The sequence below is a fragment of the Quyinboa sediminis genome (assembly GCF_042219855.1).
GTDB lineage: Bacteria > Bacteroidota > Bacteroidia > Bacteroidales > UBA5342 > JBHJHP01.
The window spans coordinates 543,567-560,072 of record NZ_JBHJHP010000002.1 but is presented as its reverse complement, the minus strand read 5'-3'; the positions used below and the strand labels follow the sequence as shown (position 1 = coordinate 560,072).

General features: G+C 35.8%; 8 protein-coding genes. 4 read left to right on the top strand and 4 right to left on the bottom strand.

The features are described 5' to 3' along the window. Positions 1-104: 104 nt before the first annotated feature. A complete protein-coding gene (locus ACE1EF_RS07405; RefSeq protein WP_375719999.1) occupies positions 105-8,912 on the bottom strand; it encodes an FISUMP domain-containing protein in 8,808 nt (2,935 codons plus the stop codon). A gap of 358 nt (positions 8,913-9,270) precedes the next feature. Between ACE1EF_RS07405 and ACE1EF_RS07400 the strand changes: the two genes are divergently transcribed. Continuing rightward, the gene (locus tag ACE1EF_RS07400) at positions 9,271-9,525 is read left to right on the top strand and encodes a GIY-YIG nuclease family protein (RefSeq protein WP_375719998.1); all 255 of its coding nucleotides are present in this window, start codon (positions 9,271-9,273) and stop codon (positions 9,523-9,525) included. Positions 9,526-9,954: 429 nt separating this feature from the next. Continuing rightward, a complete protein-coding gene (locus ACE1EF_RS07395; protein ID WP_375719997.1) occupies positions 9,955-12,009 on the top strand; it encodes a leucine-rich repeat protein in 2,055 nt (684 codons plus the stop codon). A gap of 94 nt (positions 12,010-12,103) precedes the next feature. On the opposite strand, the gene ACE1EF_RS07390 is transcribed toward ACE1EF_RS07395, so the two are convergent. Together ACE1EF_RS07390 and ACE1EF_RS07385 are read right to left on the bottom strand one after the other, a co-directional pair. Next, positions 12,104-12,484, bottom strand: a complete 381-nt coding sequence (locus tag ACE1EF_RS07390) for a hypothetical protein (RefSeq protein WP_375719996.1) — start codon at positions 12,482-12,484, stop codon at positions 12,104-12,106. Further along, the gene (locus tag ACE1EF_RS07385) at positions 12,477-12,854 is read right to left on the bottom strand and encodes a MotA/TolQ/ExbB proton channel family protein (RefSeq protein ID WP_375719995.1); all 378 of its coding nucleotides are present in this window, start codon (positions 12,852-12,854) and stop codon (positions 12,477-12,479) included. The genes ACE1EF_RS07390 and ACE1EF_RS07385 overlap by 8 nt, the downstream gene beginning before the upstream one ends. Before the next feature lie 394 nt (positions 12,855-13,248). Here ACE1EF_RS07385 and ACE1EF_RS07380 point away from each other — a divergent pair, with 394 nt between their 5' ends. Then, complete coding sequence (locus tag ACE1EF_RS07380) at positions 13,249-14,334, top strand: sensor histidine kinase (RefSeq protein ID WP_375719994.1); 1,086 nt, start codon at positions 13,249-13,251, stop codon at positions 14,332-14,334. Then, positions 14,331-15,062 (top strand): LytR/AlgR family response regulator transcription factor, encoded by a 732-nt coding sequence (locus ACE1EF_RS07375; RefSeq protein WP_375719993.1) that lies wholly within the window; start codon positions 14,331-14,333, stop codon positions 15,060-15,062. Before ACE1EF_RS07380 ends, ACE1EF_RS07375 begins: the two co-directional genes overlap by 4 nt. A 65-nt stretch (positions 15,063-15,127) precedes the next feature. On the opposite strand, the gene ACE1EF_RS07370 is transcribed toward ACE1EF_RS07375, so the two are convergent. Further along, complete coding sequence (locus tag ACE1EF_RS07370) at positions 15,128-16,252, bottom strand: aminotransferase class V-fold PLP-dependent enzyme (RefSeq protein WP_375719992.1); 1,125 nt, start codon at positions 16,250-16,252, stop codon at positions 15,128-15,130. Between the last annotated feature and the right edge of the window lie 254 nt (positions 16,253-16,506).

The following is a 16,506-nucleotide window of genomic DNA, read 5'->3' as shown; positions in this document are numbered from 1 at the left end:
TAAATTATTTTTTGCAAGTTGGTATGATGAGCAGCTATAGCTAAAAATAACTGCGCTTATGAGATATATAAAACTACATTTATTCAAATTTCTTAGATATGCCACTATTTCTGAAGTACAACCTTGCTAATTATAACATCTTCACCATAGTAGATTTTCAGAAAATATATGCCTGGATAATAATTTATTTTAGATATTGTATGTTCATTACTTTCAATATTGTCATCGATTAAAATTACCTCTCCTAAACTATTGATTAATTCTATTCGGTCAATCCTTCCTGAACCCGAAAGGACGTTTATGGTTGAGTGTGTTGGATTTGGGAAAATGATTATTTTATTGTCATCAAATAGGTTAATATTATTTTTTAATGCGAATTCTAAGGTGCCTAAAACCTTGTCTGTTGAATAGTCAAATCCATCATATACCGATAGTATAAACTGATATATCGTACCTAAAGAATCCACCGGAACATTAAACTTAGTTGTAACATCCCCTGGGGACTGAATTATTAGTTGTTCTCTGGAATACCATTTATATTGCAAATCATCCATATCAGGATCGTAGGATTCCGAACCATCTAAGTTATATGCTCCACCCTGAACTAAAACCAAATCATCCCCGGCATTTGCAACGGGTCTATTATTTTCTGGTATTACTTGCCAATTAATTGTTTCGGTTCCTAAACCATTATTTCCTGTTATGTATTTAATAATATTTCTTAAATCCACATTTAGGGAATAAGTACCCGTATTTGTTGAAATATTTCTTAATCCTTTTACGAGATAATTAGTTCCCGATTCTTTTAAAACAGACAAATCCGTTTGATCTATTATATTGAAATTATAATATAAACTCAGATCATTTCTATCAAAAGTAGAATCAATAACTGAATTACCAAAAGTTAATAAAATTGAATCCGGTAGTTCAAACTTATTTAACCGAATAATTTCTTTTGAAACAATTTGTAATGGATATGGATCGGAAAAGAATGAGATGCTTTGCCAGGCATCATTCCCCACACTATCAATAAATTGTAAATTCAAAGGTATAACTCCACGGTGTTTTAATACAATTGGTACATCAACTGTACTATTCTCTGCAAATACCGTATCAGCCAATAGCAATTTATCTGTATAATTATCCCTGAATACTTTTAATCTTAATTTGGGTTCTGATATTGCAACACTCAAAACAACATCATCAGCTGCTGTTTTCATATCTGTTGCTGAATATCCTAAGTCAGGAGAAATAGTTATATCATTTGAAGAAATTGGAGGTGTCCTGTCAACATTCCAGCTGAAGGTATTACTATTTGCCAGTGGATTTCCTGCAAGATCATAAATTCCATCAGGAATAACACTAAATTTATATTGTCCTTCATTAAACGTACTAAAGCCAAATCCTCTAACGATATATGTTTCAGGCGCATTCGAATCTACGGATAACTGATCGTTTGTGATATTCACCTCATCCATCATTAAATTGAAACTTTCATTTGTTATTCTGTTTACAGGTTCACTAAATGTTACTTGTATTCCAGCTACATGTTGTGGATCAATCTGACCTTCTTCTAGTTTATTAATACTAGTAATATATGGATTCTTAGTATCCAAATACCAGGATACGATAAAATTATATATCCCTGTATCCCCATCAAGTGTTTCTACGTGACTTAAATCGATGCTAAGCATATAATGTCCATCTTCCTGCATTAAATCCCTCAATCCTGTTATTAAAAATTCGTATCCATCTTCGTCATTAGGTGTAATCTTGAAATCATTCTCCAGAGTATCCCCTTCTAATAAATATCCTTTTTTATAATCCAAGGGATAATAATCCTGTCTATAATTACGCCAAAAATTAATGTATTCTTCTAATAAACCCTGGACAGGATCAGGGAAAATTATTAAAAGTGTATCAAAACTATCATTAAACCAATAGTCCAATTCTGGTATTTGTGGTGGTAATTTCAGTTTTATTTCATCTATATGCTGCGTCCAGTTATAACTACAATTCTCTAATCCGGAAATTCCATTAATACTGCTAATGTCTTTTGTTTTGATTGTTAATTTATAAATGCCTCTTCCCTGCGTATGCTTTGATATATCGATTTTAATGTTTGCACTATCTATAAGTGTTATTTTAAGTGTGCTATCGATAACATTTAAACCACTATCAATTGATAATTCAAAATCAGTATATGTAAGACTTGCAGGATTGAGCTCTTTATTAAACTTAATAAGGACACTATCCAATGGTTGACCAATTGTATCATTCTCAGGCACATTAGTGCTAACAATTAATAATGAAGTAGAATCCTTTAACTTCCAACTCATCAGGTAATCCATCTTTTGAACGCTACTAAAAGTATCTACAAAATGAACCATATTTTCATAAACAGGTTCTTTTGTATCCCGCAATGTTACATGTGTTAGCCAAATATTTGTTTTGGGAATAACCTGATTATCGGATAAGCGTATAATGTGTTCTATTTCATAATCTCCATTACCAGGATCAGCCAAGCGGCTATAATTCCATCCAACCTTTTCAGGGATAACTGTTAAAATATTGGTATCCCTTAAACCATAAAGGGTACTATCGAATGATACCGCATTAGTATTAGAAACGCTTAATACTTTATTCCCCTGTGACAAATAGATTGCATCTGGCAGAAAATCAACTTCTGCTGTATCATTAACCAGAAAATCCTTTCGCCCATCATCGGACTCACCATAAACACTAATGCTGCGTATAAGTTCATGTAATAATGCATCCCCTATTAAACTGGTATTATCATAAGCTGCTGCATTATCATGAGTAACAGTAATATCATAACTTACAAAGTGTCCCAGAAGTGTGCTGGTAAACAACCATTCTCCTATAGTTGAGTGCTGTGGAGCAATTGAACCAAAATCAATATTGATTAAGCCAAGTTCGGTGTCTTCACCATCCAGCTTTGACCCAATCAGATCAAAATCAATATAAAGTCCTTTTTCATTATCCACAATTTCTGGCTGTGCAGATTCAATCCTTACATTATTGGCAATACCGTACCCGTTATTATACAACATGACTGCAAGTTCTGCAGGAATAACCGGTTCTTCAATTGTGGTTAAAGGATCGTCTCCTAAAATATCCCTTTGCATAAAATAATGAATATTTAATTCAGGCCCGGGTTTTACCCCTAAAGTGACAGGGAATAAAGGTTTGGTGACATTGGTTCCTGTAAACGGATCGAGATATTTGATTGATCCTCCGAATGAATAGTTTACAACCGTATCTTTTGCAGCTTCATTTCCAGGGATAAATGTAATCTTTACTTCTCCTTTTTTAGTTTGAGGCAACGAGCCTGTTCCATCAATTGATGAAAAACCCGTAAAACTATCAAACCGGATATCAAACTTATCATTACACAAAATACCACCTTCATCAAAAATCTCAATATCAAGTTCAAAATTACGAATGGAATCTGCTGTATGCCCATTAAATACAGTTAGCGTCCCTTCAAATGCCTGACGTGTAATGGCCAGTTTTTGCTCAATTTCAAGGCTAACGGAAGCACAGACCGATGAAGCATCATTGTCTGTGAAATATCTAATTTCTCTTAATGAGTTTTCAAGTAATTCACTAATAGATTGTACATTTCTGGAATATGCATAATTTAATGCTGAATCACACTGAGAAATTGCAACTTCAAGAGCTGAATTATCTATGTAATTTTCACCGTTCACATCCTTTAATATCGTTTCAGATTTTAACTTAATATCAAGGGTATTGTTCCACCTTTCTGTAAAATAACGTATTTCACCTTCCGTAAATCCACTTTCCTTAAGGGTATCAATAATAGATATAACGTCATCCTCTTTTATCTTTATTTCTTCGAGGATATAAGGATCAAATTGTATAGCAAACTCTTTAAAATTGGGCTTTATCATCCATTCTATCTCACCCATAAATTCATTCATCCATTTATTATATCCATTTAAATAATATAAAACATAACCATAGTCTTCCGCACTTTGCTTCAATGATGTTGGCATTTTACCTCCATTGTTATTTTTTTCTTCTATATATTCCAATAAAATATCTGGAGGATCTAAATAACAAGTTCCAAGGGCTTCTCCTATATTATAAAAACAACTATAAAATGGTATACCTGTACCTATACATTCTGTCGCTTCAAAAAAATCAACCCCATCCTGAAATGATTTAATACATAATGCTATATCTTTTTCATCAACAATAAATCCAACTAAAGGCATTTCATCTAACATGCATTCAAATAAGGCAAGGGTTAGTCCAGACAAACACGGATCACAAAATATATCTTTCATAAATACAGGTAGATCTTTAACATCAGTAGACCCCACAAAACCTCCACCATCTCCATAAGTGCCAGACCTGGTAGGATATCCAAAAGCTCCTAGACCTCCACCAAATCCGAATGGTCCAATAAAGTTACTAATTGCTGTTGCTACTCCATTAGCTGTCTTATAAATATCATAAGAGATATATTGACAATTACCTAAATTAAATGATGCATATATGTTATTCCAAATTTGATCAAATCCACACTCATAATTATATCTCGCTGTTGCCATATGCAAACAACTGCTTGTTAAATAATTACCAATAACTGGATTTTGTCTCAATTTCATTATAACAGGTATAATCACTGAATCTTTAGCGTCAATGTTTGTTTTCTGCCAATCGTAAAAGAATTCATAAATGGTATGGTTATTAGGCAGAATAAATTCTACATCATTAGCCCTAATCCATCCCTCGTTCTTCAATATCACATCAAAGCTATATGTTTCTCCATCCTGGAGTTCAGGCATTTGATCCGGCATGTTAATGGAAACAACCGGGACTGGAACATTGGTTTCAAACTCCATATTGAGTTTTATGGTATAATAGTCTTCTATTTCTGTTTCCCTTACATCCCAGTAATATGTGATTGCATTAAACTGAAGAAAGATAACTTCTTTATTAATCCTTCCAGGTTCAATGTATATGTAGTTATTATAACTACTGTGCATATCTGCTGAAATTTCCAGCTTGTAAGTACCTTCAGGTATAGTATCAATAAAGACCTGACCGGAAGAATCGGTTAAACCTATAAAAATTGCTTTGCCTGAATAAGGATCAATCAAATAAACCAAGGCACTATCCAAATGTGGAGTTTCTTCTGTATAGTAGGTATATTCATCCACAACATCCACTAAAAGTGATCCTTTAGCCTCTGATACAGAAGTGATTTTAAATGGGATATATTCAGAAGTACCGTTTTCGACCCGTATTTTGACATTACCTTTTATCGGATAGTTCAATGGGATTTCTTCACCGGGTTCAATCTCTAAAATGACTTTAGCAGAATCCTTGCTGCCAAGATTCTCGTAGCTTGATGCAGAAATAAGCCTTAACCAACTTACATCTGGCAATAAAATATCTACCTTGCCGGTTTCACCAGCACCATTGTTCCATAAGTAGAATTCAAACAGTCTTTTATTGTCTTTGGTTACATTAATATCAATGGTATCCACCGATGTTTTTATCTGTCCAAATGGTGCCTGACAGTAGTAATAAGCATTAAACAGGCTATAAACACCTTCTTCGGATATAATTTTTACAGGCACTTCCACATATTCAAGGCCTTCGGTAACAGAATTGCCTTTTATTCTGTATTTTATCTCAATGACTGCATTCCCGGGAAGATATTCCAGGGTATCTGATACAAGTGTTAATCCTTCCGGCTCATTTTGCAACGAGAGCATCACGTTCGTTAATGGGTAGTTGCTCTTATTAACAATTTGTATCGTTCCTGTATCAACTTCATTTTGTATGACTTCCCAGATAATCCAATCTCCGGAATTTCGTTTTACATATGGAATATCAAACTCATCCTGTATTTCAATTTCTTCAGATCCGGGGAAAGCTGTTCCTATCTTAAAATGTCCTCTTTCGTACGTGTTGGGCTGAAATTTCCATGTAAACAATCCCTCTTCGTTGGTCTTTAGTCTTTCAATCTTTTTATGACCATCACTGTTTATTATATAAAGGTCAAGCTCTTTATATTTTGCCGGGCCACCTTTATAATACATGGCGCTTCCCTGTATTAATACAGGTTCCAGATAGAAAAAAACAGAATCGTCAACAGAGGCTAAAATCTCATAACTATTTAATACTTGTACTTCTACAGAATTTGAGGTATTGTTAAAATAGGCATCTTCTACAATGGCATGATCGCTGTTTAGCTGTAACAATAAATTGTATGTACCGCTGATAAATGGCACCGTGACCAAATCCCAAAAATGGAAGGATTGATCTGCATCTATTGCCTGTTTCAGTTCAAATGAACCAATAACCATATCATCTCCATCAATTTCTTTATCCGCTGATAAAACAACTTTTATATTCATCCCCTCAGGCAACCTGGTAAATCCATTATTAAATATCATGGTAGATATTTCGGATTGCGTACCAGCAATTAAGGTATCCTTAGGTATGCTAATATCTGAAACCTCCGCGTCAGGATAAACATTATCAGTTACAAACACCCATGCATTACCCGGTGTATATCCATCGCAGGTAGCAGTAATATTTACAAGCTGTTTGCCATCTTTTATAGTATCTATAACAGTTTGAATGGAAACTGTTTTAATGGAATCACCTGAATTGAAAATGAGGGAATCAGGTAATATTAACTCACTTTCATCATCTGAATTCAGATACACAATATCTTTTTTCGTTGAGTTATCTCTTTCAATGGTTAATATGCCATCCTGATTACCTTCATAAAGTATCTCGCTGTTTATACTTAATGTAATACCAAGCGCATTGTTACCAACCAATATTACCTTATCCTCTAATTTTTCAATATTTAAATCTGAACAATCACATGTGCTTTTATCTATTTCGGCCCATATTGTAATTTCGGTAGTCTGAAAATCATTAGGAACAGCATTAAAAGTCAGCGGAAATATTGTCTCCTGATCTTCTGAATTTAATATTATAAATTCAGGGACATTAATTAGTTCTGGATAACTTGAATATAGATTTAATTTTATTGAATTATCAATTTCTTTATTTTTAAAAACCTTGGACCATGATGCAATGCTTCCATTTTTAACAACTATGGTATCTACTGGTACACTTAACTCCAAATCATCTTTGTTTTTAATACACCGAATAGAAAATCCTAATGACAAATCTTCTCTATATCCACGAGCAATACCATTAATGTCGTTATAATAGCGAAGCCATCTAAAATTATAAATCTCTGAACTTGTCCACCACATACACCCCTGTCCCTCATACCCAAAATTACCATAATGACTTAATCTACAACCGCTTGGAAGTGCAGAAAAACCATATTCATCTGTGCCAGTACCATATAAATTCCAACCCGAAATGGCCATAATTTTCGTTACTTCACCTGCTCCCCTCAAACCAATAATATCTGCATCCTCTTGACTTATACCCAAATACATTTCAAGTACTTTCCATTCTTCATCGCTTGGTACATGCCATCCATCAGGACAAGCGCCCTGAATCGGATTTTTTCCATCAAAAGGAATTCCATTTACTGCAGCAGCATATGTATAATACGCACCATATTTTTGTGCATAAACTGTACTATCGTTATTGTACCAGCAATAAGCTTTGTCTGTAATATTATCTCCTAAATTTTGCCATTCGGAATCATCTTCAACTTTTTGAATTTTAGTTCCATCGGCATATCTGGTTACTTTTAAATTTTCGGCCATCCACCATTGGTCTTCAATTTTTACTGTTTTGTAGGTATTTCCGTCAATGTCTGTAACACTATCGTAAAGGATTTCGTTATTTTTTTCAGCAACTACCCTAATCAAGTCTGTTTTTATTATGGAGTCGGAACCGGCTGAATTAGTTACTATTAATCTTACAGTGTAAGTTTCCGCTAAATTATAAGTATGTAATGGATTTGGTTCTGTAGAAGTTCCTTCATCCCCGAAATCCCATAGCCAAGTTGTTGGATCATTTGTAGATTGGTCTGTAAACTGGATTTGTTCGCCTTCTTTAATTTCTGTTTTATCTGCAGTAAATTCTGCACCAGGCATATCTCCTTTAAATTCCTCATCTTTGACGCAACGGACTGATATTCCAATCGACTTATAATATAACCAACGGAGTATATCTGAGTTAGTGTCAACAAGGTCACGACTATATGATGCATCATCTTCACTTGTGTAAACTGTACTACTCCACCAACGACCAAAACTGCCCATTCGGTTAAATGAACCAACTACGCTATCTCGGTAGCCACCTGGAAGTGCGGAAAAGCCATAATCATCTGTACCATTTCCATTATTTAACCAACCTAATATTGCTTTTAATTTGTTCCCCTCAACTGTTCCTCTATAACCTATTGCATCCGCATTTTCTCGACTCATACCCAGATACATTTCAAGAACTTTCCACTCTTCATCACTAGGAACATGCCATCCATCCGGGCAGGCTCCCTGAACTGGATAAGTGCCATTAAAAGGAGTTCCGTTTGTTGCAGCAGCACAAGTATATAGAGCACCATAGGTTTGAGCGTAAGAAATACTGTCATTATCGTACCAGCAATAGGCTTTATCTGTATTATTATCCCCTAAATTTGCCCATTCTGTATTATCTTCTACTTTTGGGATTGGTGTTCCATCAGAATAATTGGTTACCCTAAGGTTTTCGGCCATCCACCACTGGTCTCCGATTTTTACTGTTTTGTAGGTATTTCCGTCAATGTCGGTTACAGTCCCGGAATCAGATGGTAATTTTTCAATTGAAATGGATTTTTGTTCAGTATTATTTAGTATTATATTCTGAGCATTAATAAAAGAAAATAAAGAAATTGTCAAAAAAGTTAAAAGACTTCGAGTTTTCATGGGATAATGTCTTAATATCAATAATTTACAGAATTCTAAATTTATAACATTTATTAACACAAGTCAATTGTCATAAATCATTTAGGTGAAATTACTTATGATTCTTTTTAGCCAGCAGGTAATTTGATAAAAGGGCAACTTTATAGATTTATGAAACGTAATAGATTCAGTTGGAGGCTGATTCTGGAGGCTGAAAATGTTGGAAAATGCTGTAAAATGTAAAGTGAATGCCCCTGAAATATGGGTTTTCAGGACACTTTTCATTTTTCATAATCATGAGGTCCCGAGTTCAACCCTCGGTCTCGCTACTGAAAAGAAGGGACGCATTGGTGTCCCTTTTTTATTTTAACCTGAATGTATGAGTTACTATGTTTACATCCTGAAAAGTGAGGTAAAAGATCGTTACTATATCGGCAGTTGTTCGGATGTTGAGAAACGTTTGGAAAGACATAATGCAGGGGCCACTCCATCAACAAAGCCTTACCGACCGTGGCAGGTAGTTTATATTGAAGAATATCTATCTAAAACAGAATCTTTGAAAAGAGAAAAGTATATAAAAAGGATGAAAAGCAAGACATATATTGAATTGTTAATCATTAAAAACAAAGAATAACTACAAGGTTAGAGCGTCCCGATTTTTAATCGGGAAGGTCCCGAGTTCCCCCGAATCCTCGGGGCGGTCTCGCTACAAAAAAGAAGGGACGCATTGGTGTCCCTTTTTTATTTTAACCTGAATGTATGAGTTACTATGTTTACATCCTGAAAAGCGAGTTAAAAGATCGTTACGTTATGCTTATTTAGATAGTATGTAGTTTTAAGCCCAATAATTTGAGATCAAAATTGTAACTGATCAATACTTTTTTTACTTTTATATTTCGATAATGCAAACCTGACGATGTTAGAAATTATTAAAGACCTAATTTCATTTATATAATTAGTCAATATCAAACCATAGTTATTTCTCAATGGAGTTGTAATGTGATTATTTTTTAATCTCTGGCAAATAAACTTTAATGTCAATTAAACCTTAAAAACTGGAGCAATGAAAAAATGGTGTACCTTATTATTGTTGGTATTATCAGTGAATCTGATAAATGCTCAAAATTATGTTCTGACAGCAGATGATGTGGTTATTGTCGATGGATACATCGTGGCATGTAATGCACTTCAAAGCGTCAATATTGAGATCCCGTCTGCAATAAACGGACAGGAAATTGTGGGAATCGCTGAACCTGAAGATGGTGGGGAAGGAGGCGTTTTCAGAAGTAAAAATATTCAGTCTCTAAAATTCTCAGAAACTATAAAATATATAGGTAGTTATTCCTTTGCAGACAATTCTATTACAAATCTCGATTTTAGTCAGGCCTATAATTTAGATTCAATTGGGAATAATGCGTTTAGCGATAATCCCATTTCAAGTATTGATTTTAGTAACTGTGTAAATTTGTCAAAAATAGGCTCATTTGTATTTTGCTCTGCTTCAGTAGAATCTTTTATTCTTCCAGGTATTGCTGGACAAAAATGGTATGGGTTCGAACTGGGTCAGGCAGAACCCGAAATTCCGGCAAGCATTTCTGACGTGGGAGATATGGTAAGTGCCTGTACTTATTTAATTTATAAAAAGGAAGTTCATGTTTCAGAAGATAATCCATATATCTTAGCTGATTCCGATGTTGAAACCAGCGGAAGCATGATTTATGCCGTAAATCATAAATTCATCGGCAAGTATATATTGATTCCTGAGAGTTTTGATAATGTGGAAATTAAATCCATTGTATGGAATAGTACAGCTAAAGCGGGGGCATTTTCAAATTTAGGATTATTAGGCGTGACTCTGCCCCAAAGTATTGAATATATTAACAAATACTCATTTGCTAACAATTCAATACAGAGCGTTAACTTTAGTCAGCTTTCAAAACTAAAGTTAATTGGTGAATATGCATTTGCCGGCAATCCAATGACCTATTTTATTCTACCTGAAAATACAAGCGAAGATGCTTTTGCAGGGTGGATTGATTCAAATGGTCAATTGTATAACAGTGGAGATACTATTCGCGATTTCACACTTTCGTATGAGGTATATCTTACTGAGGCTTCTTTGATCATTAATATAATTGGGGATTTTGATCATGCAACGATAACTATAAACGATAAAACATACATTTCAAATGGCCATACTTCAATTCCGAGTTTAAGCAACGGTAAATATCCATATACTATAGAAGCTGATGGATACCTGGTTTTCTATGATACTGTTGAAATAAATGGTTCAAGACAAATAGTTTTTGCAGAATTAGAGGAAACACCTTACGATAGTCCGTTTGGTGTAGAGAATTCTTCCTACAATGTTTTACAAATAATCCCTGATGCTTTCATGACGGATTCAATTTTTTATGTTGAAGATATCTCTATTTTGAATCAGGTTTACAAAACATTCAGGTCAAGAGAGAGAGCAGGAGATTTTTATATACGTGTATCAAGTGATTATTCAAAAATCTATCAATACATTAATGACGCTGAGTATCTGGTGATGGATTTAGATCTAGAGAAGAATGATACGTTTTTGTTGCACTATGAAAATTCAGCGGATACAATTCTTGTTGATTCTGTGTATTATGTAGATTCAAAAAAACATGTTCGACTTAATTTCTTAGAAAACGAATTTGGATTTGAAAGATTTGAGTTTATTGAAGGCTTAGGCACAAATCATGGTTTGTTTTATCAAAACACAGCACCATTTGATTTTTATGAGAAATGGTTTCTTCTTTTATGTGCTTACAGGGATGGAGAAAACTTTTACATAAATCATTTTAATGAATTTAGTGGACATTGCGCCGTTTCTCATTTGCTTAATACAGATGAGAACACATTAGATTGTCGAACAGTTGTTTATCCAAATCCTGTTGTAGACATACTAACAATCAACAATATTAATGGTATCGAAAGAATTGAACTGTACGATTTGAGTGGCAGACAGGTTGAGATAGTTAAACACAATATTGCAAAACTAGATTTGTCTTATTTAGAACCGGGTGATTATCTACTGAAGGTTGTTAGAACTGCAGGAACTCAGGTTGTGAAAATATCGAAATGGTAATTTAACATAGAGGGCGTGGTTTTAAAGCTAAACATACAAATTATTGGATTTGATCATGAAAACCAAGGTGGAATGTGCTGATAATGCTCTGATTTTATTTTTTCAAAAATCGTCGCCGTGTTTCTCTTTTGGCATTAGAGGCTTTAATATTGCCACCACCCCAACTTAAACCGGATTTACGGGATCTGAATGGGGAGTCATTCATTCCCCAGCCTTGATAGGTGTCCTTGTCATTAGTTTTGCTGTCTTCATTCTTATGTTCAGGCGATGATGAAGATTGATTTACGCTCTGTTTTGATCTGTAAGGTGTATTTTTCTCAACCATAACCAAGGGTAAACAAACCACAAACAGCAGCACCAGGCCGGCAATAAGGAAGATGTCCTCATAAGGTAGCGTGATAAATAGTCCAAGCAGGCGGATTACTAAAAGCAAAGCGCCTGCAATACCTGATATATTTATAATTTTCTTAATCAACAGTTTTTATGTTTTGGGATTTCTTATTTATGAAATGAAGTACCAGTATCCCTGCGCGTGCAATAATAAAGGTTATAATTCCCATTAAAGGGCCAAGCAAGGCTTTTTTGAGTCCGCCCGACAGCATGCTGGGTGCAAATTCGCCCGAGGCGGCTACGTTATCAAATGCTTCAATCAGGCCTAATGTACGCCCAAGGTAGCCCCAGGCAATGGCAAACCATCCTAATGAAATCAACAGTTTGATGGTGCGGTCGTATTTGTTTTGTTGGGGCAAAGCCCGTACAAAGAGAACAATTTCAATGATCAGAATAATTATAATCGGATAGCTGATGAATAGTCCTGCATCCTGTAGTTTTTCAAATAGTGCCATGATAATGAGGTTTTAACGATTCAAATGTATTTTTATCCTTTTTTATTGCGTCCCTTACGGGACTTCATTTTTTATACCTAATAAACTTTTTACCTATATAAAGTCCCTCAGGGGCTGTCCCGGAGGGACAAGACATTGGTAAAAGTAATATACCGTTAATAAAATTGTCCTGTAGGGACAAGATGTTATGTTCTCCGAACAATAACGATTCAAATGTATGAATTAAAAAAATTCAATTTTACAAAATGCGACCAGTGACTGGTTTACGGGTTTGTTTAGCACAATAAGGACTTTAAACTAAACAGCAAACAGAAAAAGGGCGTAAAACGGTTGAACACCGATAATTCCTTCAATTCTGATACTTTTTCGTTAATATTGTTCAGGAATATTAGTTATGAGCAGGATAGACCTCTTTGATTTAAACGAATTAAAACGGGGTAAGACATTACCTTTTCATCTGCTTTTCTGGGTGGCAGTATGGTTCTTTTATGTTTATTTTTTCAGCTACAACTCTACCGATGAAGTGTATGTTACCTGGTTCTCCAGTGGCTTGCTTCCGGTTACTATGATCACCACTTACCTAACCATTTTTAAGTTGATCCCGGAGTATTTACAAAAGAAGAGATATGGTAAATTTGCGCTTTATTCTTTTTACCTGCTTATTTTTACGTCCTACGCAATCGTGCTGATAATCTATGCCTGTCTGATCCTAATCCTGAAGTTTAATGTGACCAACATGCCTCCAATGAGCAAGAATTTTACCTTTGTGCTCATCCTGGTTTATCTTGTTACAGGCCTGGTAGCATCTGCCAATATTGTCAGCAGAAACAGCAAAATGGCGGCTCTTAATAAAGAACTTGAGAATAAGATTCTGAATACACAGCTGCAACTGAAAGAACAGGAGCTGAGCTACCTGAAACAACAAATTCAACCCCATTTTTTATTCAATACACTGAACACGATTTATGGGTTTGCCATCAAACAGTCCACGCAAACCCCGGATATCATTTTAAAGCTGTCCAACCTTTTGGATTATATCTTATACCAGGTAAATAAGCCGGCTGTCAGATTAAAAGACGAAATAGAACATATAAGAGAATACATCGAACTGGAGGAGATCAGGTTTTCTGATGTATTGGAGGTCAGCTTTGAAACCAGTAAGATATCAGAAGACACTGAAATAGCGCCGATGATGCTCATCCCATTCGTTGAAAACGCCTTCAAACACGGATCGGTGATACGCAATAAACACCGGATTAGTATAACCGTGAAAATGGAAGATAACGCCTTGTATTTTCGGGTTGACAATTCCTTTAAGCCTGATCATCAGACAACAGGAAATGGCGGAATAGGGATAGAGAACATTAAAAAGCGGCTGGAGTTAAACTATAAGGGAGCTTATCACCTTGATCAGTTTACAGAAAGTGGCCTGTATACCACAATTTTGATCATAGAGAATATTAACCAAATGCAACAATGAGCCCAAAATCTATAAAGTGCCTGATCGTAGATGATGAAGCCATCGCCAGGGATGTACTGGAGAATCACCTTTCCAAAATCAGTTCGGTAGAGATTACCGGAATTTGTAAAAATGCCCTGGAAGCATTTAATATTCTTCAGCATCAATCAGTCGATCTGATGTTTCTGGACATCAATATGCCGGAGATATCAGGATTGTCGCTGGCCAAAACGGTTAGCAGGGATGTGAAAATAATTTTTACGACGGCTTACCGTGAATATGCTGTGGATGGATTTGACCTGAAAGCGGTGGATTACCTGCTCAAACCAATTTCATTTGAACGCCTCCTGCAATCCGTGCAGAAGTATTTTGATGAACAGCATGTTATTGCAGAAACACATAAGGATGAAGCAGGTAAAGAGAGGAATGATTTTATGTTCGTGCGTTCCGACCGTAAAATGATAAAAATAAACTTTAACGAGATCGTTTTTATTGAAAGTCTGAGCGATTACCTTAAAATTCACACAACTGAAGCCGTAATTGTTACGCGTGAAACCCTTTCCAATATTGAAGCCGTACTGCCGCAGGGCCGTTTTTTGAGAGTTCACAGATCCTATATTGTGGCGCCAAAGTATATTGATTCCTATACCAAAGAATACTTAGAGATCGGGAAAAATTCCATCCCAATCAGCAGAAGCTATAAAAAAGAGGTGATGGAACAGCTGGAGCAAATGGGATTGATGCAGTAACAAAGGAAGCTACAGCATAATCACAGGATAAAACCGGTTTAAACATCTAATATCAGCACCAGTCCTTAGAATAAATCCCTGTGTTGTTCCAAAGCCTCAATCAGCACATCAATATCTTCTTTGTTATTGAAAATATTAACAGATACCCGTACGCCCTGTCCACGTGGACTGACGATGATGTTTTTGTCCCGGAGTTCTGAGACAAGCTCGGTTGCCTGCGTGGTTTTTATAATGGTAATCCCGGACATGTATTTTTCATCTTCAGGACTGGTCAGTTCAGCCCCAAGTGCTTTCAGTTTTTTTTGAAGGTAAGTTGTGAGCCCAAGCACATGCGAGGTGACTTGTTCTTTACCGATGCGTTTAAACAATTCCAGGGCTCCTTTCAGTGCAAATACCGGAGCGAAATGCGGACAACCGGATTCAACCACGGAGGCACGCGCTTCCGGCTCAAATTTCAGGTTGTCCATTTGTTCCGGATCTTCAATGCTGAGCCAGCCTGCAAACGGAAGTTTCCCTCCGGTAAGCCATTTTTTACTGATATACAGTCCGCCAATACCATATCCTGCCGTAGCCCACTTCAGACCGGTAAAGACAAGGAAATCGATGTTCCATTTTTTAACATCCACAGGAAATACCGGAATGGCCTGCGTGGCGTTAACCACAAAAATCAGGTTTTTTCGCCTGCATAATTCTCCAAGAGCTTCCAGGTCCTGCCGGAACCCGGTGCAATATTGCACATAGCTGGTCATCAGGATTTTTACATCCGGATCAAGACTTGCTTCAATTTTTTCAATGGGATAGCGGAATCCGTCCTCCGGTTCAACCATTTTTAAGGCGACACCCTGGTTTAGCCATGGAAAAGTGGATGAAGGAAACTCGTCTTGCATGGTGAGTACTTTGCCCTTGTTCCTGTTCATCTGGGCTACCAGGTTCATCCCATGAGAGGTGTTGGTGGTAAAGGCGATCTCGCTGACATCGGCACCAATGTATGAGGCCACCATCTGGCGGGTTACTTCTGTTCGTTCCAGCCATTCTTCATATAAATTATCACCCTGGGCCAACATCTCATCATAAAATTGCTTTGCCTGTTGAGCAGCACTTGACGAAAGGGGTGAGCCACCAGCGGGATTCAGATACACAAACGCTTTGCAAACGGGAAATTCCTTTCTGACTTCTTTCCAAATATCCATAGTCTCTGACTTTAAGAATATGCAATTAATACATTTTTACAGGAAAAACCTGCAGTTTATAAATTATAATCATTATAAAATATGATATTGTAAGCAAATAAACTGAAATTCTATGTGCTTTCATAATCAATTGACATTTAATGCAATAAATCAGGATTGAGCATTTAGCGCATCTTAATAAGCTCCGGATTTTTTGTCATTTATTATCTTCAAACGTACAGGTAAATAGCTCAAGTGAGATTATTAATTATATT

Coding starts and splice junctions, on each gene's coding strand:
- ACE1EF_RS07405 (WP_375719999.1), bottom strand. CDS start 8,912: ATGAAAACTCGAAGTCTTTTAACTTTTTTGACAATTTCTTTATTTTCT.
- ACE1EF_RS07400 (WP_375719998.1), top strand. CDS start 9,271: ATGAGTTACTATGTTTACATCCTGAAAAGTGAGGTAAAAGATCGTTAC.
- ACE1EF_RS07395 (WP_375719997.1), top strand. CDS start 9,955: ATGAAAAAATGGTGTACCTTATTATTGTTGGTATTATCAGTGAATCTG.
- ACE1EF_RS07385 (WP_375719995.1), bottom strand. CDS start 12,854: ATGGCACTATTTGAAAAACTACAGGATGCAGGACTATTCATCAGCTAT.
- ACE1EF_RS07380 (WP_375719994.1), top strand. CDS start 13,249: ATGAGCAGGATAGACCTCTTTGATTTAAACGAATTAAAACGGGGTAAG.
- ACE1EF_RS07375 (WP_375719993.1), top strand. CDS start 14,331: ATGAGCCCAAAATCTATAAAGTGCCTGATCGTAGATGATGAAGCCATC.
- ACE1EF_RS07370 (WP_375719992.1), bottom strand. CDS start 16,252: ATGGATATTTGGAAAGAAGTCAGAAAGGAATTTCCCGTTTGCAAAGCG.